At 61.2% G+C, this 25,492-nt stretch carries 24 protein-coding genes; all 24 read left to right on the top strand.

All coding sequences use genetic code 11. The features are described from left to right. Positions 1 to 145 precede the first annotated feature (145 nt). The 24 genes from QCE58_RS00905 to QCE58_RS00790 all read left to right on the top strand — a co-directional run bounded on the left by QCE58_RS00905 (position 146) and on the right by QCE58_RS00790 (position 25,264). Positions 146 to 925: an ABC transporter ATP-binding protein gene (locus QCE58_RS00905; protein WP_008352429.1), complete on the top strand. Its 780-nt coding sequence runs from the start codon at positions 146 to 148 to the stop codon at positions 923 to 925. Then, positions 922 to 1,683, top strand: a complete 762-nt coding sequence (locus QCE58_RS00900; protein WP_008352430.1) for an ABC transporter ATP-binding protein — start codon at positions 922 to 924, stop codon at positions 1,681 to 1,683. Before QCE58_RS00905 ends, QCE58_RS00900 begins: the two co-directional genes overlap by 4 nt. 78 nt (positions 1,684 to 1,761) lie before the next feature. Next, positions 1,762 to 2,982: an ABC transporter substrate-binding protein gene (locus QCE58_RS00895; RefSeq protein WP_008352431.1), complete on the top strand. Its 1,221-nt coding sequence runs from the start codon at positions 1,762 to 1,764 to the stop codon at positions 2,980 to 2,982. Between the two features lie 96 nt (positions 2,983 to 3,078). After that, the gene (locus tag QCE58_RS00890; RefSeq protein WP_008352432.1) at positions 3,079 to 3,963 is read left to right on the top strand and encodes a branched-chain amino acid ABC transporter permease; all 885 of its coding nucleotides are present in this window, start codon (positions 3,079 to 3,081) and stop codon (positions 3,961 to 3,963) included. Then, positions 3,963 to 4,934 carry a branched-chain amino acid ABC transporter permease gene (locus QCE58_RS00885; RefSeq protein ID WP_008352433.1) on the top strand — a complete coding sequence of 324 codons (972 nt, stop codon included), beginning with the start codon at positions 3,963 to 3,965 and terminating at the stop codon, positions 4,932 to 4,934. Before QCE58_RS00890 ends, QCE58_RS00885 begins: the two co-directional genes overlap by 1 nt. Before the next feature lie 520 nt (positions 4,935 to 5,454). After that, on the top strand, positions 5,455 to 6,621 hold the full coding sequence (locus tag QCE58_RS00880; RefSeq protein WP_033536459.1) for an ABC transporter substrate-binding protein: 1,167 nt from the start codon (positions 5,455 to 5,457) through the stop codon (positions 6,619 to 6,621). 237 nt (positions 6,622 to 6,858) lie between these two features. Next, complete coding sequence (locus QCE58_RS00875; protein ID WP_008352435.1) at positions 6,859 to 8,031, top strand: ABC transporter substrate-binding protein; 1,173 nt, start codon at positions 6,859 to 6,861, stop codon at positions 8,029 to 8,031. A gap of 127 nt (positions 8,032 to 8,158) precedes the next feature. Beyond that, the gene (locus QCE58_RS00870; protein ID WP_250440317.1) at positions 8,159 to 9,214 is read left to right on the top strand and encodes a branched-chain amino acid ABC transporter permease; all 1,056 of its coding nucleotides are present in this window, start codon (positions 8,159 to 8,161) and stop codon (positions 9,212 to 9,214) included. Positions 9,215 to 9,218: 4 nt separating this feature from the next. Next, positions 9,219 to 10,991, top strand: a complete 1,773-nt coding sequence (locus tag QCE58_RS00865; protein WP_409014087.1) for an ABC transporter permease subunit — start codon at positions 9,219 to 9,221, stop codon at positions 10,989 to 10,991. Then, entirely contained in the window at positions 10,988 to 11,737 is a 750-nt protein-coding gene (locus QCE58_RS00860; protein ID WP_250520860.1) for an ABC transporter ATP-binding protein, read from the top strand. Before QCE58_RS00865 ends, QCE58_RS00860 begins: the two co-directional genes overlap by 4 nt. A 157-nt stretch (positions 11,738 to 11,894) precedes the next feature. Beyond that, entirely contained in the window at positions 11,895 to 13,859 is a 1,965-nt protein-coding gene (gene mnmG / locus QCE58_RS00855; RefSeq protein ID WP_250520859.1) for a tRNA uridine-5-carboxymethylaminomethyl(34) synthesis enzyme MnmG, read from the top strand. Continuing rightward, entirely contained in the window at positions 13,856 to 14,521 is a 666-nt protein-coding gene (gene rsmG, locus QCE58_RS00850; RefSeq protein ID WP_250480760.1) for a 16S rRNA (guanine(527)-N(7))-methyltransferase RsmG, read from the top strand. Before mnmG ends, rsmG begins: the two co-directional genes overlap by 4 nt. A gap of 76 nt (positions 14,522 to 14,597) precedes the next feature. Further along, the gene (locus QCE58_RS00845; protein ID WP_250520858.1) at positions 14,598 to 15,377 is read left to right on the top strand and encodes a ParA family protein; all 780 of its coding nucleotides are present in this window, start codon (positions 14,598 to 14,600) and stop codon (positions 15,375 to 15,377) included. Positions 15,378 to 15,421: 44 nt separating this feature from the next. Continuing rightward, the gene (locus tag QCE58_RS00840) at positions 15,422 to 16,324 is read left to right on the top strand and encodes a ParB/RepB/Spo0J family partition protein (RefSeq protein ID WP_008352449.1); all 903 of its coding nucleotides are present in this window, start codon (positions 15,422 to 15,424) and stop codon (positions 16,322 to 16,324) included. A gap of 12 nt (positions 16,325 to 16,336) precedes the next feature. After that, the gene (locus QCE58_RS00835; protein WP_250520857.1) at positions 16,337 to 17,473 is read left to right on the top strand and encodes an SLC13 family permease; all 1,137 of its coding nucleotides are present in this window, start codon (positions 16,337 to 16,339) and stop codon (positions 17,471 to 17,473) included. A gap of 232 nt (positions 17,474 to 17,705) precedes the next feature. Then, positions 17,706 to 18,230: an ATP synthase subunit I gene (locus QCE58_RS00830; RefSeq protein WP_033536468.1), complete on the top strand. Its 525-nt coding sequence runs from the start codon at positions 17,706 to 17,708 to the stop codon at positions 18,228 to 18,230. Between the two features lie 177 nt (positions 18,231 to 18,407). Beyond that, the gene (gene atpB, locus QCE58_RS00825; protein ID WP_008352455.1) at positions 18,408 to 19,259 is read left to right on the top strand and encodes a F0F1 ATP synthase subunit A; all 852 of its coding nucleotides are present in this window, start codon (positions 18,408 to 18,410) and stop codon (positions 19,257 to 19,259) included. Positions 19,260 to 19,348: 89 nt separating this feature from the next. Then, complete coding sequence (atpE, locus tag QCE58_RS00820) at positions 19,349 to 19,618, top strand: F0F1 ATP synthase subunit C (protein WP_007180033.1); 270 nt, start codon at positions 19,349 to 19,351, stop codon at positions 19,616 to 19,618. Between the two features lie 133 nt (positions 19,619 to 19,751). Further along, the gene (locus QCE58_RS00815) at positions 19,752 to 20,222 is read left to right on the top strand and encodes a F0F1 ATP synthase subunit B (protein ID WP_008352476.1); all 471 of its coding nucleotides are present in this window, start codon (positions 19,752 to 19,754) and stop codon (positions 20,220 to 20,222) included. Positions 20,223 to 20,224: 2 nt separating this feature from the next. After that, positions 20,225 to 20,767 carry a F0F1 ATP synthase subunit delta gene (locus tag QCE58_RS00810; RefSeq protein WP_034472325.1) on the top strand — a complete coding sequence of 181 codons (543 nt, stop codon included), beginning with the start codon at positions 20,225 to 20,227 and terminating at the stop codon, positions 20,765 to 20,767. A gap of 70 nt (positions 20,768 to 20,837) precedes the next feature. Then, complete coding sequence (gene atpA, locus QCE58_RS00805; protein WP_008352478.1) at positions 20,838 to 22,379, top strand: F0F1 ATP synthase subunit alpha; 1,542 nt, start codon at positions 20,838 to 20,840, stop codon at positions 22,377 to 22,379. 64 nt (positions 22,380 to 22,443) lie between these two features. After that, entirely contained in the window at positions 22,444 to 23,328 is an 885-nt protein-coding gene (gene atpG, locus QCE58_RS00800; protein WP_175979661.1) for a F0F1 ATP synthase subunit gamma, read from the top strand. A gap of 38 nt (positions 23,329 to 23,366) precedes the next feature. Then, positions 23,367 to 24,761 carry a F0F1 ATP synthase subunit beta gene (atpD, locus tag QCE58_RS00795; protein ID WP_033536458.1) on the top strand — a complete coding sequence of 465 codons (1,395 nt, stop codon included), beginning with the start codon at positions 23,367 to 23,369 and terminating at the stop codon, positions 24,759 to 24,761. Between the two features lie 77 nt (positions 24,762 to 24,838). Continuing rightward, the gene (locus QCE58_RS00790; RefSeq protein ID WP_008352481.1) at positions 24,839 to 25,264 is read left to right on the top strand and encodes a F0F1 ATP synthase subunit epsilon; all 426 of its coding nucleotides are present in this window, start codon (positions 24,839 to 24,841) and stop codon (positions 25,262 to 25,264) included. Positions 25,265 to 25,492 lie beyond the last annotated feature (228 nt).

Here is a 25,492-nt window from a genome sequence, read left to right as displayed (position 1 = left end):
GTGCACACTTTGTGCGGCCGCAACAGCGACGCGCGAAGCGAAGCAGTACCGGAATGGAGACAACGTTCGGGTGCGCGCGGAAAGAAAAAATAAGGCGCAGGCGAACAGAGTTTGCCCCAGCGTCTCACTTCGCATGGAAGGGGACATGATTCTCGGCGACACCATTCTTGAAACGCGAGGACTCACGAAGGAATTCAAAGGCTTCACGGCCGTGAATGGCGTGAACCTGCGCGTTCGCCGCGGTTCGATCCATGCGCTGATCGGACCGAACGGCGCAGGCAAGACAACCTGCTTCAACCTGCTCACCAAGTTCCTCGAACCCACTGCGGGCCAGATCGTTTTCAACGGCACGGACATCACGCGCGAGCGGCCGGCGCATATCGCGCGGCGCGGCATCATCCGCTCGTTTCAGATTTCCGCCGTGTTTCCGCATCTGACCGTGCTGCAGAACGTGCGTATCGGCTTGCAGCGGCAACTGGGTACGTCGTTTCATTTCTGGCGCAGCGAGCGTTCTCTCGACGCGCTCAACGACCGCGCGATGGATCTGCTCACGCAAGTCGGCCTCACCGATTTCGCCGATACCAAAACTGTCGAGCTTTCGTACGGCCGCAAGCGCGCGCTGGAGATCGCGACCACGCTGTCGATGGAGCCCGAACTCATGCTCCTCGACGAACCGACGCAAGGCATGGGCCACGAAGACGTCGACCGCGTGACGGCGCTCATCAAGAAAGTATCGGCGGGCCGCACCATCCTGATGGTCGAGCACAACATGAACGTCATCGCGGGCATCTCCGACACCATCACCGTGCTTCAGCGCGGCGAAGTGCTGGCCGAAGGCAGCTACGCGGAAGTGTCGAAGAATCCGCTCGTGATGGAAGCCTACATGGGCAGCGCCGATGCGGCGCTCACCGGAGCGCATGCATGAGTACGATCGTGGAGGAGCGCCGCTCGCGCGAGGCGAACGGCGCGGCGGGCAATGTGCCCGCGCTGGAAATCTCGGGATTGCAGGCGTGGTACGGGGAATCGCACATTCTGCATGGCGTGGACCTCAAGGTGAACCGCGGCGAAGTGGTCACGCTGCTCGGCCGCAACGGCGCGGGCCGCACGACGACGCTGCGCGCCATCATGGGCCTGACCGGGCGCAGGACGGGCTCGATTCGCGTCGCGGGACACGAAACCATCGGGCTCGCCACACACAAGATCGCGCATTACGGGGTCGGCTATTGTCCGGAGGAGCGCGGCATTTTTTCGAGCTTGTCGTGCGAGGAAAACCTGCTGTTGCCGCCGCTCATCGGCAAGCAGAAGGACGCGATGTCGCTCGACGAGATCTATTCGATGTTCCCGAACCTGAAAGAGCGCCGCGCGAGCCAGGGCACGCGTCTTTCGGGCGGCGAGCAGCAGATGCTGGCCGTCGCGCGCATTCTGCGCACGGGCGCGAATCTGCTTCTGCTCGATGAAATCTCGGAAGGTCTCGCGCCGGTCATCGTGCAGACACTCGCGCGCATGATCCTCATGCTGAAGTCGCGCGGCTACACGATCGTCATGGTCGAACAGAATTTTCGTTTCGCGGCGCCGCTCGCGGACCGCTTTTACGTGATGGAGCACGGAAACATCGTCGAGCATTTCGGCGCGGGGGAACTCGAAGCGAAGATGCCGGTGCTGCACGAATTGCTCGGGGTGTAATCGATCCCGAACGCGGCACGCCGGAAAGAAGGGCAACACCAGTAACACCGCAACAAATCAAAACTCATGGAGACTGGAATGAAAAAGAAGACCCTCGCGCGCCTCTCTACTCTGTGCTTTGCGGCTGCGGCGGCGAGTGTGGCGGTGATGAGCACGAGCGCCAACGCCGCCGACGGCAACACCGTGAAGATCGGTTTCGTCACCGACATGTCGGGCCTCTACGCGGACATCGACGGCCAGGGCGGCCTCGAAGCCATTCGCATGGCGATCGCGGACTTCGGCGGCAAGGTGAACGGCAAGCCGATCGAACTCGTCTATGCGGATCACCAGAACAAGGCGGATATCGCGGCATCGCGCGCGCGTGAATGGATCGACCGCGACGGCGTGAACGCGATCATCGGCGGCACGAATTCGGCGACGGCGCTCTCGACCGCGCAAGTCGCGGCGGAGAAGAAGACGCCGTACATCAACATCGGCGCGGGCGCGGACAACCTGACCAACGAGCAATGCTCGCCGTACACGGTGCACTACGCGTACGACACGATGGCGCTCGCGAAAGGCACCGGTTCCGCGGTGACGAAGCAGGGCGGCAAGACGTGGTACTTCCTCACCGCCGACTATGCGTTCGGCAAGGCGCTCGAAAAGAATACGGCCGACGTCGTGAAGGCGAACGGCGGCCAGGTGCTCGGCGAAGTGCGTCATCCGCTGTCGGCGTCGGACTTCTCGTCGTTCCTGCTGCAGGCGCAGGGATCGAAGGCGCAGGTGCTCGGCCTCGCGAACGCGGGCGGCGACACGATCAACTCGATCAAGGCCGCGAAGGAATTCGGCATCACCAAGTCGATGAAGATCGCCGCGCTGCTCATCTTCATCAACGATATCCACAGCCTCGGGCTCGAAACGACGCAGGGTCTCGTCCTGACGGACAGCTGGTACTGGAACAAGGATGAGAACACGCGCAAATGGGCGCAGCGCTACTTCGGCAAGATGAAGAAGATGCCGTCGAGCCTGCAGGCAGCGGACTATTCCGCCGTGATGGCCTACCTGAACGCGGTGAAGGCGGCGGGCACGACCGACGGCGACAAGATCATGGCGCAGCTCAAGAAGACGAAGATCGACGACTTCTACGCGAAGGGCTACATCCGCGAAGACGGTTCGATGATCCACGACATGTATCTGATGGAAGTGAAGAAGCCGTCGGAATCGAAGGAGCCGTGGGACTACTACAAGATCACCGCGACGATTCCGGGCGATCAGGCGTTCGGCACGAAGGCGGAGTCGCGCTGCAAGCTCTGGAAGTAAGCGTTCGGCGGTGCTTCAGCGCGTTCGCGAGGCGGGCGGCCAAGAGGGCCGCTCGGCCGCCGCAACCGCGTCAACACGTTTCTGACGGCAGGTTCAATGGAAATTTTCGGCATTCCACTCGCCGCGATGATGAGCCAGCTGCTGCTCGGGCTGGTGAACGGCTCGTTCTACGCGATCCTGAGCCTCGGGCTCGCGGTGATCTTCGGCTTGCTCAACGTCATCAACTTCGCGCACGGCGCGCTCTTCATGCTGGGCGCGATGCTCGCATGGATGGGCGCTTCCTACTTCAACGTCCCGTACTGGGCGATGCTCGTGCTCGCGCCCGTCATCGTCGGGCTGTTCGGCGTTTTCGTCGAGCGATCGATGCTGCGCTGGCTCTACAAGCTCGATCATCTCTACGGGCTGCTGCTCACGTTCGGCCTCACGCTCGTGATCGAAGGCGTGTTTCGCTCGATCTACGGTTCGTCGGGGCAGCCTTACGACGTGCCGTCGCTGCTGCAAGGCGCGACCAATCTCGGCTTCATGTTCCTGCCGAACTATCGCGCGTGGGTGGTCGTGGCGTCGCTCGTCGTGTGTTTCGCGACGTGGTTCGTGATCGAGAAGACGCGCGTCGGCGCTTATCTGCGCGCGGGCACGGAGAATCCGAAGCTCGTCGAGGCGTTCGGCGTCAACGTGCCGATGATGATTACGCTCACCTACGGCTTCGGCGTCGCGCTCGCGGCGTTCGCGGGCGTGCTTGCGGCGCCGGTGATTCAGGTGTCGCCGCTGATGGGCCAGTCGATGATCATCACGGTGTTCGCGGTGGTCGTGATCGGCGGCATGGGTTCGATCATGGGCTCGATCCTCACGGGTCTCTTGCTCGGCGTGATCGAAGGCTTGACGCGCGTGTTCTATCCGGAAGCGTCCGCGACGGTCGTCTTCGTCATCATGGCGATCGTGTTGATGATTCGCCCGGCAGGATTCTTCGGCAAGGAAAAATGATGCAGAGAAAAGCGCTCTACGGCCTGTTGCTGATCGGCCTGATCGTGGCGCCGTTCGTCGGCGTGTATCCGCTGTTCATGATGAAAGTGCTGTGCTTCGCGCTCTTCGCGGCCGCGTTCAATTTGTTGATCGGCTATACGGGGCTGCTGTCGTTCGGGCACGCGATGTTCCTCTCTTCCGCGGGCTACGTGGCCGGCTACGCGATCCAGACGCTCAACTTCACGCCGGAGCTCGGCGTGCTCGCGGGCACGGCGGCGGCGACGCTGCTCGGTCTCGTCGCCGGCCTGATCGCGATTCGGCGCCAGGGCATCTACTTCGCGATGGTCACGCTCGCGCTCGCGCAGATGGTGTACTTCGTCTTCCTCCAGGCGCCGTTCACGCATGGCGAAGACGGTCTGCAAGGCGTGCCGCGCGGCAAGCTGTTCAACGCGATCGATCTCGGCAACGACATCACGCTGTATTACGTCGTGCTCGTGGTGATGCTGCTCGCGTTCGCGCTGATCGTGCGCATCGTGCATTCGCCGTTCGGGCAAGTGCTGATCGCGATCAAGGAGAACGAGCCGCGCGCTATTTCGCTCGGCTACGACACGTCGCGCTACAAGCTGCTCGCGTTCGTGCTGTCGGCGGGGCTCGCGGGTTTCGCGGGCGCGACGAAGACGCTCGTGCTCGGCTTCGAAACCCTGGGCGACGCGCACTGGACGATGTCCGGCCTCGTCGTGCTGATGACCCTCGTCGGCGGCATGAGCACGATGTTCGGCCCGCTGCTCGGCGCGGCGATCATCGTCGCGCTGGAAGACCGGCTCGGCGATATCGGCAGCGGCATCGCGCGGCTCACGGGCGTAACGTGGTTCAACTCGCTGGGCGAATCGGTGACGATCGTGACGGGCGTCATCTTCATCGCGTGCGTGCTGGCGTTCCGTCGCGGAATCGTCGGGGAGATCGTTGCGCGGGTTCGGCCGCTGCAAGGCTGAAGCGATTTACTTTGAATTGCGAATTAATTGGGGCTTCGCGAGAAGCGCGCTGTATTGCAAGAAATACGCCCCGTTGAGGTGCTTTTGTGCACCACTAGGGTAAATGCTAGGTTGCCGGGCACTGTTGCGTTCTTTAACATGCGTCCTAGTTCTGTTGCACCCAGATTTTTGAGGTGGAGAACGAGGAGACATGAGGCACGAAGTGCCCGACCGAAAAGCGCTGTTGGATAAGTCCAACAGCGCTTTTTTATTTGCCCGTCGATAATACGAATTAATCCCTCGACGGATTTAAGGCGGGGTTTTCCCGAGGGTTTAGGGATGCGTGCGGCGTCGTCGGAAAAGCGCTGAAAAAACAACGTTCGAAGCCCGGGAAGACCCTTCAAAAGGCTTGCTGCCCGGCGCTTTCGTCCGCTAAACTGCATTTCCCGACCCGTCGGTCGGCGATTCGAAGCGGCGCGAATCACGGACATATCCGCAGGCGATTCTTTACGCATAAGCACGATTTACGGGGCGCAAATCAATGAAGTTGGCATTACGCGGAAAGGCGGTCGCAATGGCCGTCGCGGCATTATCGGCGGTAATCAGCAATCAGGTTTTGGCGGACGTGAAAATCGGCGTGACGGTTTCGGCAACGGGCCCGGCGGCGTCGCTTGGCATTCCCGAGAAGAACACCGTTTCGTTGCTTCCGAAGGAGGTCGCCGGGCAGAAGGTGGAATACATCGTTCTCGACGACGCCACCGATTCCACGCAGGCCGTGAAAAACGCGCGCAAGCTGACGAGCGAAGATCATGTCGATGCGCTCGTCGGCTCGACCGTCGTTCCGAACTCGCTCGCGATGACCGACATCGCCGCTGAAACGCACACGCCGATGATCTCGATGGCCGCAGCCGCGAGCATCGTCGAACCGATGGATGCGAAAAAGGCGTGGGTCTTCAAGACGCCGCAGAACGACATTCTGATGGCCACCGCGATCGCGCAGCACATGTCGAATCATGGCGTGAAGACGGTCGCGTTCATCGGCTTCTCCGATGCCTACGGCGAGAGCTGGTTCAAGGAATTCTCGAAAGCGGCCGATCTCGCGAAGCTGAAGATCGTCGCGAACGAGCGCTTCGCGCGCAACGACGCATCGGTGACGGGCCAGGTGCTCAAGACGATGTCGCAGAACGCGGACGCGGTGCTGATCGCGGGCGCGGGCACGCCGGCCGCGCTGCCGCAGAAGACGCTCAAGGAGCGCGGCTACAAGGGCAAGATCTATCAGACGCACGGCGTCGCCAATAACGACTTCCTGCGCGTGTGCGGCAAGGATTGCGAAGGCACGTTCCTGCCCGCCGGACCGCTGCTCGTCGCGGAGCAGTTGCCCGACAGCAATCCCGTGAAGCAGGCCGCGCTCACGTACAAGAAAGCGTATGAAGGCGCCTACGGCGCGGGTTCGGTGTCGACCTTCGGCGGTCACGCGTGGGACGCGGGCCTCATTCTGCAGCGCGCGATTCCCATTGCGCTGAAGAAGGGCCAGCCCGGCACGCCGGCGTTCCGCGAAGCGCTGCGCGCGGCCATCGAAGAGACGAAGAATCTGCCTGCATCGCACGGCATCTTCAACATGAGCCCCAACGATCACTCCGGACTGGACCAGCGCGCGCGCGTGATGGTGGAGATCGTAGGCGGCAAGTGGAAGCTCTCGGGCAACTGACGCAATCGCATGTGAACTGATTCGAAGAACAAAGGCGCGTCGTTTCGAACGCGCCTTTTTTCTGCGCTGTGCAACGAAAGCCCCGACGAAGAAGAGGGCGCAACGGTCAGGGAAAACGAGCCTTGGCACGCAGTATCGCGGTAAATAGATTGGGGCGGCTCTTTGATTGGCCTCGAAAGTCGCATCGATAACAACTCGCAGCAACGCACCGCCAGTGTGCGCGTTTGGAGACAAGCAATGAAAACGAAGAAGGCATGGATCAAGACCGGCATCGCGCTCGCCATCGCGGGCAGCGTGTTCGCGGGCGCGGGCGCGGCGCTCGCGCAAGTGAAGATCGGCGTGACGCTCTCGGCGACGGGACCGGCGGCATCGCTCGGGATTCCCGAGAAAAATACCGTCGCGCTGTTGCCCAAGGAAATCGGCGGGAAGTCGGTCGAATGGATCGTGCTCGACGACGGTTCCGACACGAGCCGAGCCGTGCAGAACACGCGCAAGCTGATCGACGAAGATCACGTCGATGCGATCGTCGGCTCGACCGTGACGCCAAACTCGCTCGCGATGATCGACCCGGCCGCCGCGGGCAAGACGCCGATGATCTCGATGGCCGCCTCGGCCGCGATCATCTCGCCGATGGACGCGAAGAAAGCGTGGGTCTTCAAGACGCCGCAGAACGACGCGCTCATGGCCGATGCAATCGCGAGCTACATGGAGAAGCACGGCGTGAAGACCGTGGGCTTCATCGGCTTCGCCGATGCCTACGGCGACGGCTGGTACAACGTGTTCAACACGGCGGCCACGGCGCACAAGCTGAAGATCGTCACGAACGAGCGCTTCAACCGCACGGACACGTCCGTGACCGGCCAGGTGCTGAAGACGATGGGCGCGAACCCCGACGCGGTGCTGATCGCGGGTGCGGGCACGCCGTCCGCGCTGCCGGCGAAGGCGCTGAAGGAGCGCGGCTACAAGGGCAAGGTCTATCAGACGCACGGCGTCGCCAACAACGACTTCCTGCGCGTGTGCGGCAAGGATTGCGAGGGAGAGATCCTGCCCGCCGGTCCGGTGCTCGTCACCGAGCAATTGCCGGAGAGCAATCCGGTTAAGAAGTCGTCGGCGGCGTACAAGGACGCGTACGAGAAGGCTTACGGCGCAGGTTCGCTGTCGACGTTCGGCGGCCACGCTTGGGACGCCGGGCAGATGCTTCAGCGCGCGATTCCCGAAGCGCTGAAGAAGGGCCAGCCGGGCACGCCGGAGTTCCGCGAAGCGCTGCGCGCGGCGCTCGAAAACCTCAAGGATCTGCCGGTGTCGCACGGCATCATGAACATGACGCCGACCGATCACAACGGCTTCGACAATCGCGCGCGCGTGATGGTGCAGATCGTCGACGGCAAGTGGAAGCTGCTGAACGACTGATGTCGTGGAACGCCCCTTACCCGCGCGTTCCTGTTTCTTAATTTCGAGATGATCTCGTAGAACAAGCGGCGCACCGGCAACGGCGCGCCGCTTGACCATGTTTCACAAGAAGCTCCAAAGAGGAAGTATGGACTTATCGATTGCGGCGATCCTCGCGCAGGACGGGATCACCACGGGCGCGATCTACGCGTTGCTCGCGCTCGCGCTGGTGCTCGTGTTCTCCGTGACACGCGTCATTTTCATTCCGCAGGGCGAGTTCGTCGCGTATGGCGCGCTCACGCTGGCCGCGCTGCAGACGCAGAAGCTGCCCGCCACCTGCTATTTGCTCATCGCGATGGGCGTCGGCTGCTTTATCGCCGAACTCGCTGGCATCGTTCGGCATCCTTCGCGATATCACCAGATCGGACGCTTGCTCACCGTCTTGGCCGGCAAGTATCTGCTGTTTCCCGTTGCGGTTTGGGGCATTACGCAAGCCGCTTTTGCGCAGCCTTTGCCGATGTTCGCGCAGATCGCGCTGACGCTTCTCATCGTCGTGCCGATGGGGCCGTTCGTCTATCGCCTCGCCTATGAGCCGATCGCGGAGGCGAGCACGCTGTTGCTGCTGATCGTCGCGGTCGCCGTGCACTTCGCGATGGTCGGCCTCGGGCTCGTGATGTTCGGCGCCGAAGGATCGCGCACGACGGCATTCTCCGACGCCAACTTCAATCTCGGCAGCGTATCGATCTCCGGGCAAAGCCTGTGGGTCGTGGGGACGGCTGTCGTGTTGATCGTCGCGCTGTACTTCTACTTCGATCGCTCGATTTCCGGCAAGGCGTTGCGCGCGACGTCGGTGAATCGTCTGGGCGCGCGGCTCGTGGGCATCGGCACGACACAGGCGGGGCGCCTCGCGTTCACGCTCGCGGCCGGGCTCGGCGCGCTCTGCGGCGTGCTCGTCGCGCCCATCACGACGATCTACTACGACTCGGGCTTTCTGATCGGCCTGAAGGGTTTCGTGGGCGCGATCGTCGGCGGTCTGGTGAGCTATCCGCTCGCGGCGGCGGGGTCGCTGCTCGTGGGTCTGCTCGAATCGTATTCGTCGTTCTGGGCGAGCGCGTACAAGGAGGTGATCGTCTTCACGCTGATTATTCCGGTGCTGCTGTGGCGAAGCCTGGCGAGCCCGCATTCGGATGAAGACGAGGAGTGAGCCGATGAAATTCCGTTCTTTCTGGATCTTTCTGCTGATCGTTTTCGCGTTGCCGATTCTGCCCGGGCCGGTCGCCGTGCCCGAGTACTGGATCACGCTGCTGAACTACATCGGCCTCTATTCGATCGTCGCGATCGGCCTCGTTCTGCTGACGGGCATCGGCGGGATGACGAGCTTCGGCCAGGCTGCGTTTGTCGGCGTGGGCGCATACGCGACGGCCTTCCTGACGACGCGCTATGGCGTCTCGCCGTGGCTCGCGCTCATCGCAGGCGTCGTGCTGACGGCATTTATCGCGCTGCTGCTCGGTCTTATCACCATGCGTCTGTCCGGGCACTTTCTGCCGCTCGGGACGATCGCGTGGGGCCTCTCGCTGTTCTATCTGTTCGGCAACATGGAACTGCTCGGCAAGTACGACGGCATCAATGGGATTCCGGTGCTCAACGTGTTCGGCTGGCAGCTCGAATCGGGGCGCAGCATCTACTACCTGATCTGGGTCGTCGTGCTGCTCGCGGTGATATCTGTTCAGAATCTGCTTAATAGTCGGCCCGGCCGCGCGATTCGCGCATTGCGCGGAGGCGGCACGATGGCCGAGGCGATGGGCGTCAATACTGCGTGGATGCGCGTGGTCATTTTCATCTATGCAGCAGTTCTGGCGGCCATTTCCGGCTTCCTGTACGCGCACTTGCAGCGCGCGGTGAATCCGACGCCGTTCGGGCTGAATCACGGCATCGAGTTCCTGTTCATGGCGGTGGTCGGCGGCGTGTCGCACGTCTGGGGTGCGATTCTCGGTGCGACGATCCTCACCGTTCTGCAGGATTATCTGCAGACGCTTCTGCCCAAGCTGATCGGCGCCAACGGCAACTTTGAGATCATCGTTTTCGGCGTCGTGATGGTTCTGCTGTTGCAATACGCGAGACAGGGCGTATGGCCGTTCGTCGCGCGCATCTTTCCTCGTGGTCCTCGCGCTCAGGTTCCAGATCACGGCGACGCCCTGCCGCAGCGCAGCAAACCCACGGCGGGCGAGCGCTTGCTGGTTGTCGACAAGGCGCGCAAGCAGTTCGGTGGGCTCGTCGCGGTGAATGATGTCAGTTTCGAGGTGAAGGCGGGCGAGATCATCGGTTTGATCGGACCAAACGGCGCAGGCAAATCCACGACGTTCAATCTCGTCACAGGCGTGCTTCAAGCGACGAGCGGCGCGATCAGTTTTCACGGCGAACGCATCGAGAAGCTGACTTCGCGCGAGATCGTCAAACGTGGTATCGGGCGGACGTTTCAACACGTCAAGATGCTGCCGGGGATGACCGTTCTGGAGAACGTCGCGATCGGAGCGCATCTGCGTGGCAATACGGGCGTCTGGCGCAGCGTCGTCCGTCTGAACGTGGCGGAGGAAGCGCGGCTGATGGCGGAGGCCGCGAAGCAGATCAAACGCGTCGGGCTGGAGAAGCATATTTATAGCGAAGCGGGGAGTCTCGCGCTGGGTCAGCAGCGGATTCTGGAAATCGCCCGCGCGCTGTGCTGCGATCCGACTCTGTTGCTGTTGGACGAACCTGCCGCTGGCTTGCGGTATCAGGAAAAGCTACAACTGGCTGACTTGCTGCGAAAACTTCGCGCCGAAGGGATGAGCATTCTTCTAGTCGAACACGACATGGACTTCGTGATGAATCTGACGGATCGGCTTGTGGTGATGGAGTTCGGCACCAAGATCGCCGAAGGATTGCCGACAGAAGTCCAGAAGGATCCTGCGGTGCTCGAAGCATATTTGGGTGGGGTGGAATGATGGCAGATCCGATTCTTCAAGTGGACGGCTTGTCGGTACGCTACGGCAAGGTCGAGGCGTTGCACGACGGCAAGCTCACCGTCGGCGCGGGGCAGATCGTTTCCGTCATCGGGCCGAACGGCGCGGGAAAGTCGACGCTGCTTAACGCGATCATGGGCGCGCTGCCGCAGACGGGGCATTCGAAGGGTGTTGTGCGATATCTTGGAGAAGATATCTCTGCGTTACCGATTGAGCGTCGTGTCGTGCGTGGAATGTGCCTGGTGCCGGAAAAACGCGAGCTATTCGCGACGATGGCGGTAGAGGACAACCTCGTGCTCGGCGCTTATCGGCGTAAGAAGGCAGGCGAACGGAATTACCTTGATCAGCTCGATCATGTATTTCAGCTTTTCCCGCGACTGAAGGAACGGCGGAAGCAAGCGGCCGGAACCTTGTCGGGTGGAGAGCGGCAGATGCTGGCGGTGGGTCGCGCGCTGATGGGTAAGCCGCAACTTCTCATGCTCGACGAGCCGAGCCTCGGGCTGGCGCCGCTGATCGTCAAGGAGATTTTCCATATCATCAGCGCTCTGCGTCAGACGGGCGTTGCCACGCTGCTGATTGAACAAAATGCACGCGCGGCGCTGCAAATCTCCGACTACGGCTATGTTCTCGAGACGGGTGAATTTGCCCTCGAAGGCAACGCCGCTGCGCTTCAACACAATCCCCAAGTTATCGAGACTTATCTTGGCCTGACGAAAAAAGTGGCTTAGACGCGACAACAGCGGTGCCCACCGATGGCGTGTTTCACGTGAAACACGCCATTTTTTTCGTCGCTGGCCGTTTGAGCGAATTCGAGGGCGGGAAGAAACCGTTATAATTCAAAGCTATTCTCTCTTCAGGTTCGTGTCGTTCGCACACGATATCCCAATGCTTTATCCCACAGAATTTGATGTGATCGTCGTCGGAGGCGGTCACGCGGGCACTGAGGCGGCGCTCGCCTCCGCGCGTATGGGCTGCAAAACGCTGCTTTTGACCCATAACATCGAAACGCTCGGTCAGATGAGCTGTAATCCGTCCATCGGCGGGATTGGCAAAGGCCATCTCGTCAAGGAGGTCGACGCGCTCGGTGGCGCCATGGCTGCGGCGACGGACGAGTCCGGCATTCAGTTCCGCATTCTCAATTCGTCGAAGGGGCCGGCGGTGCGGGCGACGCGCGCCCAAGCTGATCGCCTTCTGTACAAGCAGGCGATCCGCCACCGGCTGGAAAATCAACCGAATCTCTGGCTGTTCCAGCAAGCGGTCGATGATTTGATGGTCGAGGGCGATCGCGTCGTCGGTGCTGTGACCCAGGTGGGTCTGCGTTTTCGCGCGCGCGCCGTCGTACTGACCGCAGGGACGTTCCTCGATGGGAAGATCCACGTTGGTCTGAATAACTATGTCGGCGGTCGCGCGGGCGATCCCGCTGCGGTGTCGCTTTCCGCGCGTCTGAAGGAATTGAAGCTGCCTCAGGGCCGTCTCAAAACGGGCACGCCGCCGCGCATCGATGGCCGCACGATAGATTTCTCTCAGCTCGAAGAGCAACCGGGCGACCTCGATCCGATCCCGGTATTTTCGTTTCTGGGTCGAGTAGAGCAGCATCCGCGTCAATTGCCGTGCTGGGTCACGCACACGAATGCGCGGACGCATGACATCATCCGCTCCGGACTCGATCGATCGCCGATGTATACGGGCGTTATTGAAGGCGTCGGACCGCGCTATTGCCCGTCGATCGAGGACAAGATCCACCGCTTCGCTTCGAAAGACGCGCACCAGATCTTCTTGGAGCCGGAAGGACTGACCACGAACGAGTTCTATCCCAACGGCATCTCCACGAGTCTGCCGTTCGACGTGCAACTCGAGCTCGTGCGCTCGATGCGGGGCCTGGAGCACGCGCACATCCTTCGTCCTGGCTATGCGATCGAATACGACTACTTCGATCCGCGGGCGCTGAAGGCGTCGTTGGAAACGAAGGCGATCAACGGCTTGTTCTTCGCCGGACAGATCAACGGTACGACCGGCTACGAAGAGGCCGCTGCGCAAGGCTTGCTTGCGGGAATCAACGCCGGACTCCAAGTCCAAGGTAAAGAGGCGTGGTCGCCGCGTCGAGATCAGGCGTATCTGGGCGTGCTCGTAGACGATCTCGTGACGCGGGGCGTATCTGAGCCGTACCGCATGTTCACGAGCCGCGCGGAGTACCGTCTGTCGCTCCGCGAGGACAACGCGGATATGCGTCTCACGGAAATTGGCCGCGAGCTTGGTGTCATCGACGATATTCGCTGGGACGCGTTCAGCCGCAAGCGCGACGCTGTTTCACGTGAAACACAGCGTCTTCGCTCGACATGGGTCAACCCGAAGACGCTGCCGGCCGAAGAGGCGACCGCGTTGCTCGGCAAGCCGATCGACCATGAGTACAGCTTGGCGGATCTGCTGCGCCGGCCGGGTGTTTCGTACGACGGCATCTGCGCGCTGCGCGACGGAGCTTGTGGCCCGGACGCGCCGTTAGCGGAGGATTCGGTTCTTCTCAGCCAGATCAAGGAGCAAATCGAAATCGGCGTGAAGTATCAAGGTTACATCGACAGGCAAGCGGACGAGATCGTGCGGAACGGCGCGCAGGAAAATACGCGCCTGCCCGAAGGTCTCGACTACAACGAAGTCCGCGGCCTGTCGTTTGAAGCTCGCCAGAAACTGATTCAGCACCGGCCCGAGACCATCGGTCAGGCATCGCGAATCTCGGGCATTACGCCGGCCGCGATCTCGCTGCTGATGGTGCATCTGAAGCGCGGCGCGGGACGTCGCGGCCGCAACTCGCCTAGCGACGATTCGGCAAGCGGTAATACGACGGCGGTTCAATGACGGAGCGCAACCAAACTCTGGCGACGACGCTCGAAAAGGGCGTCGCCGCGCTCGGCCTCGCGCTGTCGTCTTCGCAAAGCCAGAAATTACTCGATTATGTCGCGCTGCTCGCCAAGTGGAACTCCGTCTATAACTTGACGGCAATCCGCGACCCGCAGCAGATGCTGATCCAGCACATTCTGGATTCGCTCGCGATCGTCCCGGCTGTATCCGCGCGAAATCCGTCGACTCTGCTGGACGTCGGTTCGGGCGGCGGTTTGCCCGGCGTCGTTTTGGCGATCGCGCAGCCCGATGTGCGTGTGACGTTGAATGACATCGTCCACAAGAAAACAGCTTTTCAGTCGCAGGCGAAGGCCCAGTTAGGTCTGAACAATCTGTCTGTCGTAACCGGGCGCGTCGAAAGTTTACGTCCAGGCATCGAAGTACCGGAAAAATTCGATGTAATCGTGTCGCGCGCATTCGCAGAGCTCTCCGATTTCGTTACACTTTCGCGTCATCTGGTTGCGGACAACGGGCGGATTCTGGCGATGAAAGGGGTGAAGCCAGATGCCGAAGCCGCGCGAGTGCCGGCGGGCGCCACGGTGCTCGGCATCGAGCGCTTGAATGTGCCGATGCTCGACGCCGAACGGCATCTCGTCGAGATTGCCGTCGAGCCGGTATGACGGTTCGTTGAAGGTTTTCATCCGCCATTCCAGGCACGCTGATCTTCTGACAGCGAAGAAACGAGGACACTAAACGATGGCAAAAATCTTCTGCGTCGCAAATCAGAAGGGCGGCGTTGGAAAGACCACGACAGCGGTCAATCTCGCGGCGAGCCTCGCGGGGCTGGGTCAGCGCGTGTTGCTGATCGACCTGGACCCGCAGGGCAACGCGACCATGGGTAGCGGCATCGACAAGGCCGCGTGCGAGAACACGGTTTACGAAGTGCTCGTCGATGGCGTCACGCTGCGCGAAGCGCGTACCCGTCCGGAGGCCGTTGGTTACGACGTGCTGCCGGCCAATCGCGAACTCGCTGGCGCGGAAGTCGAACTCGTGGACATGGAAAACCGCGAGCGCATTCTTCGCGTCGCGATCGAAGAAGTAGTCGATGACTATGACTTCGTGCTGATCGATTGCCCCCCGGCGCTTTCGCTGCTGACGCTCAACGCGTTGTGCGCGGCGCACGGCGTCGTGATTCCGATGCAGTGCGAATACTTCGCGCTGGAAGGGCTGTCCGACCTCGTGAACACGATCAAGCAGGTTCACGCCAATCTGAACCGCGACCTGAAGGTCATCGGCTTGCTGCGCGTGATGTTCGATCCCCGGATCACGCTGCAACAACAAGTGTCGGATCAATTGAAAGAGCATTTCGGCAGCAAGCTGTTCGATGCCGTGATCCCGCGCAATGTGCGTCTTGCCGAGGCGCCGAGCTACGGGCTGCCGGGTGTCGTGTTCGACAAGTCGTCGCGCGGCGCGCAGGCGTATATCCAGTTCGGCACGGAAATGATCGAGCGCGTGCGTGCGCTCGACCTCAACTAAGCAAACCCATTCGATGCGGCAGTCACGCCGATGGAGGAACCGAAATGAGCGCTGTGATGAAAAAGAAGGGTTTGGGCCGAGGCCTGGATGCATTGCTCGGCGGCAGCGTCGACATTACGGAAGCCGTGCGCGGTGAAGGCACGCCGTCGGTGTTGCCGCTCGACAAGCTGCAGGCCGGGAAGTATCAGCCGCGCACGCGCATGGACGAGGGCGCGCTGCAGGAGCTCGCGGCGAGTATCCGCGCGCAAGGGCTGATGCAACCGATCCTCGTGCGCTCCGTCGGCGACGATCACTATGAAATCATCGCGGGCGAGCGGCGTTTTCGCGCCGCGCGCCTGGCGGGGCTCGATGAAGTACCCGTGTTGGTAAAAAACGTGCCAGATCAGGCTGCCGCAGCGATGGCGCTGATCGAAAACATCCAGCGCGAGGATTTGAATCCGCTGGAAGAGGCGCAGGGCATCCAGCGCCTGCTCGATGAGTTCAGCTTCACGCACGAACAGGCTGCCGAGTCGGTCGGCCGCTCGCGCAGCGCCGTCTCTAATCTGTTGCGTCTTTTGAACCTGGCGACGCCCGTTCAGACGATGCTCCTCGCCGGCGACCTCGACATGGGCCACGCGCGCGCGCTGCTCGCCGTCGACGCAGCGACGCAGATTCAACTTGCCAATCACGTCGTCAATCGCCGCTTGTCGGTGCGTGAAACGGAGCGCCTCGTCGCGGCGACGACCAAGGAAGCGCCTGCGACAAAAGCACGCGCCGCAAACGACGGCGGACGTGATACGCGTCGGCTCGAAGAAGAGTTGTCGGATCTGCTATCGGCCAACGTGAAGATCAAGCTGGGCGGAAGAGGGCGCGGAAAAGTCACGATCGATTTCGGCACGCTCGACTCGCTCGAAGGCATTCTGACGAAGCTGCGCGGCAGCATCGAAGCGACGACTCCCACAGCCTGACCCGCGCACATCTTGTCCGAATTCGACGTCAACCGTACACGTTCCGACTTTCTTGCGCGCATCTGGCGGGCCGTCTCGAAAGAGCCGGTTCTCGCCATTTTGGTATTCGCGCTCGTCGTGTTGCAGATTGCCCATCCACGTCCGTGGATGTCGCTGCCGGGTCTCGTCGACTGGCAGACGGTGCTTACACTCGCGGGCCTGCTGGTGCTGACCAAGGCCATCGAATTATCAGGATTCCTGATGTGGGCCGCGCATCGGCTCGTGCATCACATTCATGGCGAACGCACGTTGGCGCTGCTCCTCGTGGCGCTCGCCGCGGGCCTCTCCACGGTGCTGACCAACGACGTAGCGCTTTTCGCCGTCGTCCCGCTCGCCTTGTCGTTGCACAAGCTCGCGCCGCTGCCGATCAAACGGCTCGTCATCGTCATTGCGCTGTCGGTCAACGCAGGCTCGATTCTCACGCCGCTCGGCAATCCCCAGAACCTTTTCCTGTGGCAGACGAGCGGCGTCGGCTTCCCGGCGTTCGTCTGGGCGATGCTGCCGCTGTGCGCCGCGTTGATGGCGCTGCTCGGCATCGTCACGTTCGCGATGTTCCGCGCGGGGCCGCTGGATCTTTCCGGCGATGTCGAGGAACATCGCGTCGATCGCGTGCTGTGCGGTGTCAGCGTGCTCGCGTTTGCGGCGTTCGTCGCGCTCGCCGATGCGCATCACGCCGGCCCGGCGCTGGCCGTTCTGGCGGCCGTCTTCCTGTTGTGGCGACGTGAAGTCGTGTTGAAGATCGACTGGCTGCTGCTCCTCATCTTCGTGATGATGTTCATCGTGCTGCGCAGCGCGGCCGCCTTGCCGTCGATTCACGCAGGCATCGCCCATATAGGCATCGATACGCCGATGCGCGCGTATGCGGCGGGCGCGGTGCTGTCGCAGGCCATCAGCAACGTGCCGGCGGCCATCGTGCTCGCGGAGTTCTCGAAGGACTGGCGCGCGCTCGCATTTGGCGTGAGCGTCGGTGGATTCGGTATCGCAATCGGTTCGCTCGCGAATCTCATCGCCGTGCGCTTGTCGGGTGAAAAAGGCATGTGGATGCCATTTCACATGGTGTCGATCCCGTTCTGGATCGTGGCAATCGTCATCGGCTGGGCGCTCGTTTGATGCTCGGCGCGGGCTCCTCCATCGAATGAAAATCTCCTTGCAATTGCAAGGAAAGTCTCGCTTTTGAGACCGTTTTTTAAGGTTCGTCTGCTTGGTTTTTGACGCGCCTAAACTATTGAATCCGTGACAACAATCGCTTACAATCGCCCGGATTTATCAGCTAGGCCACCTCGAAAGCGCAGCGAAAGCGCAGGGTGATTTTCCCGGACTTTTGGTTGAAGGTTGGAAGACGGTGCGAGAGGAAAATCGAGCGCCGGACGCTCACGCAACCGGCGATGAAAACGCCTCCGGAAATCAGCCGCGCAGTTCGTCGAGCGACTCGTGGGATGCCGAAGCGCAAGAAAATAATATCGTTCCGCTCACGCGGGATCAGGCACAGAAGCTGTTTGGGCCCGAGGTGAGTCGTCCATCGCGTGTCACGCCGTTTAAGGTCGTGGCAGCGCAAATGGTTTTGTCCCTGGGTGCGACGCTGTTGTGGTGGCTGTTCTACAAGCCGCCGGGCGATGCTGCGCTGTCCGCATTTCTGGGGGGAGCGATCTGCTGGGTGCCGAGCGCTCTGTTCGCCGCGCGCCTGCGGGCGAAGAGCGGCGCGGAGACGATCATGAGCTGGATGATCGGCGAAGCGCTCAAGATGGGAGCGACGATCGCCATGTTCGTGGCGGTCGCGTACTGGTACAAGAGCGCGTTGTGGTTGCCGCTGCTCGTTACGTACATCGTCGCTCTGAAGACTTACTGGGTTGCAATGGCGCTTCGGTGACGATTCTTGACGTCCCAGGTAAGTGCCCGCAGCACGGATTGTAAGTAGCATCACGTATGAACAAGTGCGGACGTTGTGCCGCACTCGGGCCTCTCGACCCGGAGCCGCGACGCGAAGCGGCGGCTCGGAAGCGACAGGCGGCGAAAGATTTTTGACAATTTGGGTGGCTTTAACGATATGGCAGCTAGCGAAGGAACGCACGCTCTGGATCCGTCCGAGTACATTGCGCACCACTTGCAGAATCTTTCCACGCACGCACAGACGTCGATCTTCGACATCCACGTCTGGAATCTCGACACGCTGTTCTGGTCGATCGTGTGCGGTGTCATCACCATCGTCATTCTCGGTCTTGCTGCACGCAAGGCGACGTCCGGTGTTCCCGGCCGTTTCCAGTGCGCCATCGAGATGCTGGTCGAAATGGTCGAAGACCAGTCGAAGTCGATGATCCACGGCAGCCGCCGCTTCATCGCTCCGCTCGCGCTGACCGTGTTCGTCTGGGTCGCCCTGATGAACTCGCTCGACTTCATCCCCGTGGATCTGCCGCCGCGCATCATCGGCTGGCTCGGTCTCGAAAACGTCCTTCCGCATCATCGCATCGTTCCGACGGCTGACCTCAACGGCACCATCGGTATCGCGCTCGGCGTGTTCGTGCTGATGATCTACTACAACTTCAAGATCAAGGGCGCTGGCGGCTTCGTGCACGAACTGCTGTCGGCTCCGTTCGGCGCGCATCCGCTGCTGTGGATTCCGAACCTCGCGCTGAACATCATCGAGTTCGTCGCCAAGACGGTGTCGCTCGGCATGCGGCTGTTCGGCAACATGTACGCCGGCGAACTGCTGTTCCTGCTGATCGCCCTTCTGGGCAGCATGTGGACGTTCGGTGCGGACGCTTCCGTGCTCGGCTTCATCGGCCACGTGGTCGCGGGCACGGTTTGGGCGATCTTCCACATTCTGATCGTGCTGTTGCAGGCGTTCATTTTCATGATGCTGACGCTGGTGTACATCGGCCAGGCGCATGACTCACACTGACGCGTTGCGGCACGTTCCGGAATCGTTCAGGTTTTAGGTTTTCGTTTTTTATAAATCCAGTTCCAAAGTCTTTAATCAAAGGAGTGATCATGCAAGCTTTCATCGCCAACATCCAAGGTCTGACCGCCATCGGTATCGGCATCATCATCGGCCTGGGTGCAATCGGCGCCTGTATCGGTATCGGTCTGATGGGCGGCAAGTACATCGAAGCATGCGCCCGCCAGCCGGAACTGATGAACCCGCTGCAGACCAAGATGTTCCTGCTGGCTGGTCTGATCGACGCGGCGTTCCTGATCGGCGTTGGTGTGGCAATGCTGTTTGCGTTCGCGAACCCGCTGCTCTCGAAGCTCGCAGGCTGAGGTTCCTCGGAAGTGTGCGTCTGACTTTTTAAAGACGCTGAACGGAACGGGTGAGGCGCTGATCGAGCTCAACAAGCCGATGAGCGCCTTTTAACCGTTTCACCTCCGATCAAGCAACGTTTAAGGAAACACCGTGAATCTCAACGCAACCCTGTTTGCGCAAATGGTCGTGTTTCTGATCCTCGCGTGGTTCACGATGAAGTTCGTGTGGCCGCCGTTGATCAACGCCCTCGACGAGCGCTCGAAGAAGATTGCCGACGGCCTCGCCGCCGCCGACAAGGGCAAAGCGGAACTCGAAGCTGCGCACAAGCGCGTCGACCAGGAACTCGCGCAAGCGCGCAACGACGGCCAGCAACGCATCGCCGACGCTGAAAAGCGCGCTGCCGCAGTCGCAGAAGAAATCAAGGCCAACGCTCAAGCCGAAGCCGCGCGTATCGTTGCGCAAGCCAAGGCCGACGCCGACCAGCAAATCGTGAAGGCTCGCGAAGCGCTGCGTGGCGAAGTCGCTGCGCTGGCTGTGAAAGGCGCTGAGCAGATTCTGAAGCGCGAAGTCGATCAGAAGGCACACGCCGATCTGCTGAATCAACTCAAAACCGAGCTCTGATCATGGCCGAACTTGCAACCATCGCTCGTCCTTACGCAGAAGCGCTGTTCCGCGTGGCCGAAACCGGCGATCTCGCGGGCTGGTCCACCTTCGTTGAGGAGCTGGCACAGGTTGCGCGTCTGCCCGAAGTGGAGACGGTCGCTTCGAGCCCGAAGGTGAGCCGCCAGCAAATCGTCGATCTCCTGCTCGCCGCAGTGAAGTCGCCGTTGGCCCAAAGCCAGCCTCAAGCGAAGAACTTCGTCGGCATGCTGGTCGAGAACCATCGCCTGCCGCTGCTGCCGGAAATCGCCGTCCAGTTCGACGAGCTGAAGAACGCCCGTGAAGGTGCTGCCGATGCTCACATCGTGAGCGCGTTCCCCCTCGAAGGCGAACAGTTGAACGACCTCGTTGCAAGCCTCGAACGCAAGTTCCAGCGCAAGCTGAAACCGACCGTCGAAATCGATCAGTCGCTGATCGGCGGCGTTCGCGTGACGGTTGGCGACGAAGTGCTCGATACCTCGGTCCGCGCGCGCCTCGCCAGCATGCAGACGGCTCTGACCGCTTAATTTGCGAATTAATGCGATCAACCGAGTCTGATGACTGGCACGCAACAGAATTGACTATCAGGAGCGAATAATGCAACTCAATCCCTCTGAGATCAGCGAGCTGATCAAGAGCCGGATCCAGGGCCTTGAAGCGAGCGCGGACGTTCGCAACCAGGGCACCGTGATCTCCGTGACCGACGGTATCGTGCGTATCCACGGCCTGTCGGACGTGATGCAGGGCGAAATGCTCGAATTCCCGGGCAACACCTTCGGCCTCGCGCTGAACCTCGAACGTGACTCGGTCGGCGCCGTTATTCTCGGCGAGTACGAGCACATCTCGGAAGGCGACATCGTCAAGACGACGGGCCGCATTCTCGAAGTGCCGGTCGGTCCGGAACTCGTCGGCCGTGTGGTCGACGCGCTCGGCAACCCGATCGACGGTAAAGGCCCGATCAACGCGAAGGCAACGGACGCAATCGAAAAGATCGCCCCGGGCGTGATTTGGCGTAAGTCGGTGTCGCAGCCGGTGCAGACGGGTCTGAAGTCGATCGACTCGATGGTGCCGATCGGCCGTGGCCAGCGCGAGCTGATCATCGGCGACCGTCAGTGCGGCAAGACCGCGGTGGCCGTCGACGCGATCATCAACCAGAAGGGCAAGGATCTCATCTGTATCTACGTCGCGATCGGCCAGAAGGCTTCGTCGATCATGAACGTGGTGCGCAAGCTCGAGGAAACCGGCGCGATGGCTTACACCATCGTTGTGGCGGCTTCGGCTTCGGAATCGGCCGCGATGCAGTACCTCGCGCCGTACGCCGGCTGCACGATGGGCGAATACTTCCGCGATCGCGGCCAAGATGCGCTGATCGTCTATGACGACTTGACCAAGCAGGCTTGGGCGTATCGCCAGATCTCGCTGCTGCTGCGCCGTCCGCCGGGCCGCGAAGCGTATCCGGGCGATGTGTTCTATCTGCACTCGCGTCTGCTCGAGCGTGCGGCTCGGGTCTCGGAAGAGTACGTCGAGAAGTTCACGAACGGCGAAGTGAAAGGCAAGAGCGGTTCGCTGACGGCACTGCCGGTCATCGAAACGCAAGCCGGCGACGTGACCGCATTCGTTCCGACCAACGTGATCTCGATTACCGACGGCCAGATCTTCCTGGAAACCGACCTGTTCAACGCCGGTATCCGCCCTGCTATCAACGCGGGCGTGTCGGTGTCGCGCGTCGGCGGTGCGGCTCAGACGAAGGTCATCAAGAAGCTGTCGGGCGGTATCCGTACCGACCTCGCGCAGTATCGTGAGCTCGCCGCGTTCGCGCAGTTCGCATCGGACCTCGACGAAGCCACCCGCAAGCAGCTCGAGCGCGGCCGCCGCGTGACGGAACTGCTGAAGCAGCCGCAGTATCAGCCGCTGCAAGTGTGGGAACTGGCCGTCGCGCTGTTCGCAGCCAACAACGGCTATCTGGACGATCTCGAAGTTTCGCAAGTGCTCGCATTCGAAAAGGGCATGCGCGAATTCCTGAAGACCAGCCACGGCGATCTGATTAAGCGCATCGAAGACAATAAAGACTTGTCGAAGGACGACGAAGGCGCACTGCATGCCGCGCTGAAGGACTTCAAGAAGTCGGGCGCTTATTGATCGGGATAGAGGAGCAACGCGCGATGTCACCGGACGTCGCGCGGCTTCGATCAAGGAGTAAGCAATGGCTGGAATGAAGGAAATTCGCGGCAAGATCAAGAGCGTGCAGAACACGCGCAAGATCACGAAAGCGATGGAAATGGTCGCCGCATCGAAGATGCGCCGCGCCCAGGAGCGCATGCGTTCCGCCCGTCCGTATGCCGACAAGGTCCGTTCGATCGCATCGCACATGAGCCGTGCGAACCCCGAGTATCGCCATCCGTTCATGGTCGAGAACAAGGGCGCAAAGACGGCCGGCCTGATCCTCGTCACGACCGACAAGGGTCTGTGCGGCGGCATGAACACGAACATCCTGCGTGCGTCGCTGAACAAGATCAAGGAACTCGATCAAAGCGGTGTCCAGATCGAAGCTTCGGCGATCGGCGGCAAGGGACTCGGCTTCCTGAATCGCCTGAAGGCGAAGGTCGTGTCGCAAGTCACGCAACTGGGCGACACGCCGCATCTGGAAAAGCTGATCGGCGCGATCAAGGTGCAGCTCGACCTGTATTCGGAAGGCAAGATCAACGCGGTGTACCTCGCGTACACGCGCTTCATCAACACGATGAAGCAGGAAGCGGTGATCGAGCAACTGCTGCCGTTGTCGGTGGACGACCTGGACGCGAAGGACGAAGACGGCGTCACGCCGAAGACCTCGTGGGACTACATCTACGAGCCGGACGCGCAAACCGTGGTGGACGAGCTTCTCGTGCGCTACGTCGAAGCGCTCGTCTATCAGGCGGTCGCGGAAAACATGGCGTCGGAGCAATCCGCGCGCATGGTCGCGATGAAGGCCGCGTCGGACAACGCGAAGACCGTGATCAACGAACTGCAGCTCGTCTACAACAAGAGCCGCCAGGCCGCGATTACGAAAGAATTGTCGGAAATCGTCGGCGGCGCCGCAGCGGTCTGACGGCCGCGTGAAAGAACACAGTATCTAAAGGAAATGCGATGAGTACTACTGCTTTGGTAGAAGGCAAGATCGTACAGTGCATCGGCGCCGTTATCGACGTGGAATTTCCGCGTGCGCAAATGCCGAAGATTTACGACGCGCTCATTCTGGAAGGCACCGAACTGACGCTCGAAGTCCAGCAGCAGCTGGGCGACGGCGTGGTTCGCACCATCTGTCTGGGTGCATCCGACGGCCTGCGCCGCGGCACGATGGTCAAGAACACGGGCAAGCCCATCAGCGTGCCGGTCGGCAAGCCGACGCTCGGCCGCATCATGGACGTGCTCGGCCGTCCGATCGACGAAGCGGGTCCGATCGAATCGGAAACGACGCGTTCGATCCACCAGAACGCACCTTCGTTCGACGAGCTGTCGCCGTCGACGGAACTGCTCGAAACCGGCATCAAGGTTATCGACCTGATCTGCCCGTTCGCGAAGGGCGGCAAGGTCGGTCTGTTCGGCGGTGCAGGCGTGGGCAAGACCGTGAACATGATGGAACTCATCAACAACATCGCGAAGGAGCACGGCGGTTACTCCGTGTTCGCGGGCGTTGGCGAGCGTACCCGTGAAGGGAACGACTTCTATCACGAAATGAAGGACTCGAACGTTCTCGACAAGGTCGCGCTGGTCTACGGCCAGATGAACGAGCCGCCGGGCAACCGTCTGCGCGTCGCGCTGACCGGTCTGACGATGGCCGAGCACTTCCGTGACGAAGGCCTCGACGTGCTGTTCTTCGTCGACAACATCTATCGTTTCACGCTGGCGGGTACGGAAGTGTCCGCACTGCTCGGCCGTATGCCTTCGGCAGTGGGCTATCAGCCGACGCTGGCTGAAGAAATGGGCAAGCTGCAAGAGCGCATCACGTCGACGAAGACCGGCTCGATCACGTCCGTTCAGGCCGTGTACGTCCCTGCGGATGACTTGACCGACCCGTCGCCGGCTACGACCTTCGGCCACCTGGATGCAACCGTCGTGTTGTCGCGTGACATCGCTTCGCTGGGTATCTATCCGGCAGTGGACCCGCTCGATTCGACCTCGCGTCAGATCGACCCGAACGTGATTGGCGAAGAGCACTACACGATCACGCGCGGCGTGCAGCAGACGCTGCAGCGCTACAAGGAACTGCGCGACATCATCGCGATTCTGGGCATGGACGAACTGTCGCCGGAAGACAAGCTGTCGGTTGCGCGCGCTCGTAAGATCCAGCGTTTCCTGTCGCAGCCGTTCCACGTTGCTGAAGTGTTCACGGGCTCGCCGGGCAAGTACGTGCCGCTGAAGGAAACCATCCGCGGCTTCAAGATGATCGTCGAAGGTGAGTGCGATCATCTGCCGGAGCAGGCGTTCTACATGGTCGGCACGATCGACGAAGCCTTCGAAAAGGCCAAGAAGATCCAGTAAGAGTCGGGTGTTTTTCAGGCGGACGTCCGCGCAGCGCGGGCGTCCACTCATGACACCGACGACAGGAGTCGACATACATGGCAACCATCAAGGTAGACGTCGTCAGCGCGGAAGAGCAGATCTTCTCGGGCCAGGCGAAGTTCGTCGCGCTGCCGGGCGAAGCGGGTGAACTCGGCATTCTGCCGGGTCATACGCCGCTCATCACGCGCATTCGTCCCGGTGCGGTGCGTATCGAGGCGGAAGACGGTACGGAAGAGTTCGTGTTCGTTGCCGGCGGGATTCTCGAAATCCAGCCGGGCATCGTGACCGTGCTCGCCGATACAGCCATCCGCGGCGCGGATCTCGACGAAGCGAAGGCAGAGCAGGCGAAGAAGCGCGCCGAGGAAGCGATTCAAAACAACACCTCGGAGCTCGAGTACGCGACCGCGCAAGCGGAACTCGCTTACGCGACGGCTCAACTCGCGGCGATTCAACGTCTGCGCAAGGCGCACGCAAAGCACTAAGCGCACGACGCATCGAGCAGCAGCGATCAGCAGGTCAAGAAAGCAGCCTTCGGGCTGCTTTTTTTATGCTCCTAATCGGCAAATCGCGCACGCAAATCTGCATAACGGTTATGTGGCGCTCACTCCGATTCACGTAAGCGATTGATTCAGCGCATCTTTCGCCGATTCCACGAAAGCGGCATTGCGGGAAACACTCAATGCCCGCGCTCGTCCTCGCGATGCACAATG

Origin of the sequence: Caballeronia sp. LZ028 (assembly GCF_031451415.1) — a bacterium.
GTDB lineage: Bacteria > Pseudomonadota > Gammaproteobacteria > Burkholderiales > Burkholderiaceae > Caballeronia > Caballeronia zhejiangensis.
The sequence above is the reverse complement of the archived record's forward strand: the minus strand, read 5'-3'. Positions and strand labels throughout refer to the sequence as shown.

Coding starts and splice junctions, on each gene's coding strand:
- atpE (WP_007180033.1), top strand. CDS start 19,349: ATGCAAGCTTTCATCGCCAACATCCAAGGTCTGACCGCCATCGGTATC.
- mnmG (WP_250520859.1), top strand. CDS start 11,895: ATGCTTTATCCCACAGAATTTGATGTGATCGTCGTCGGAGGCGGTCAC.
- QCE58_RS00890 (WP_008352432.1), top strand. CDS start 3,079: ATGGAAATTTTCGGCATTCCACTCGCCGCGATGATGAGCCAGCTGCTG.
- QCE58_RS00790 (WP_008352481.1), top strand. CDS start 24,839: ATGGCAACCATCAAGGTAGACGTCGTCAGCGCGGAAGAGCAGATCTTC.
- QCE58_RS00860 (WP_250520860.1), top strand. CDS start 10,988: ATGATGGCAGATCCGATTCTTCAAGTGGACGGCTTGTCGGTACGCTAC.
- atpG (WP_175979661.1), top strand. CDS start 22,444: ATGGCTGGAATGAAGGAAATTCGCGGCAAGATCAAGAGCGTGCAGAAC.
- QCE58_RS00865 (WP_409014087.1), top strand. CDS start 9,219: ATGAAATTCCGTTCTTTCTGGATCTTTCTGCTGATCGTTTTCGCGTTG.
- atpA (WP_008352478.1), top strand. CDS start 20,838: ATGCAACTCAATCCCTCTGAGATCAGCGAGCTGATCAAGAGCCGGATC.
- QCE58_RS00870 (WP_250440317.1), top strand. CDS start 8,159: ATGGACTTATCGATTGCGGCGATCCTCGCGCAGGACGGGATCACCACG.
- QCE58_RS00810 (WP_034472325.1), top strand. CDS start 20,225: ATGGCCGAACTTGCAACCATCGCTCGTCCTTACGCAGAAGCGCTGTTC.
- QCE58_RS00885 (WP_008352433.1), top strand. CDS start 3,963: ATGCAGAGAAAAGCGCTCTACGGCCTGTTGCTGATCGGCCTGATCGTG.
- QCE58_RS00875 (WP_008352435.1), top strand. CDS start 6,859: ATGAAAACGAAGAAGGCATGGATCAAGACCGGCATCGCGCTCGCCATC.
- QCE58_RS00895 (WP_008352431.1), top strand. CDS start 1,762: ATGAAAAAGAAGACCCTCGCGCGCCTCTCTACTCTGTGCTTTGCGGCT.
- QCE58_RS00880 (WP_033536459.1), top strand. CDS start 5,455: ATGAAGTTGGCATTACGCGGAAAGGCGGTCGCAATGGCCGTCGCGGCA.
- QCE58_RS00845 (WP_250520858.1), top strand. CDS start 14,598: ATGGCAAAAATCTTCTGCGTCGCAAATCAGAAGGGCGGCGTTGGAAAG.
- rsmG (WP_250480760.1), top strand. CDS start 13,856: ATGACGGAGCGCAACCAAACTCTGGCGACGACGCTCGAAAAGGGCGTC.
- atpB (WP_008352455.1), top strand. CDS start 18,408: ATGGCAGCTAGCGAAGGAACGCACGCTCTGGATCCGTCCGAGTACATT.
- QCE58_RS00900 (WP_008352430.1), top strand. CDS start 922: ATGAGTACGATCGTGGAGGAGCGCCGCTCGCGCGAGGCGAACGGCGCG.
- QCE58_RS00840 (WP_008352449.1), top strand. CDS start 15,422: ATGAGCGCTGTGATGAAAAAGAAGGGTTTGGGCCGAGGCCTGGATGCA.
- atpD (WP_033536458.1), top strand. CDS start 23,367: ATGAGTACTACTGCTTTGGTAGAAGGCAAGATCGTACAGTGCATCGGC.
- QCE58_RS00905 (WP_008352429.1), top strand. CDS start 146: ATGATTCTCGGCGACACCATTCTTGAAACGCGAGGACTCACGAAGGAA.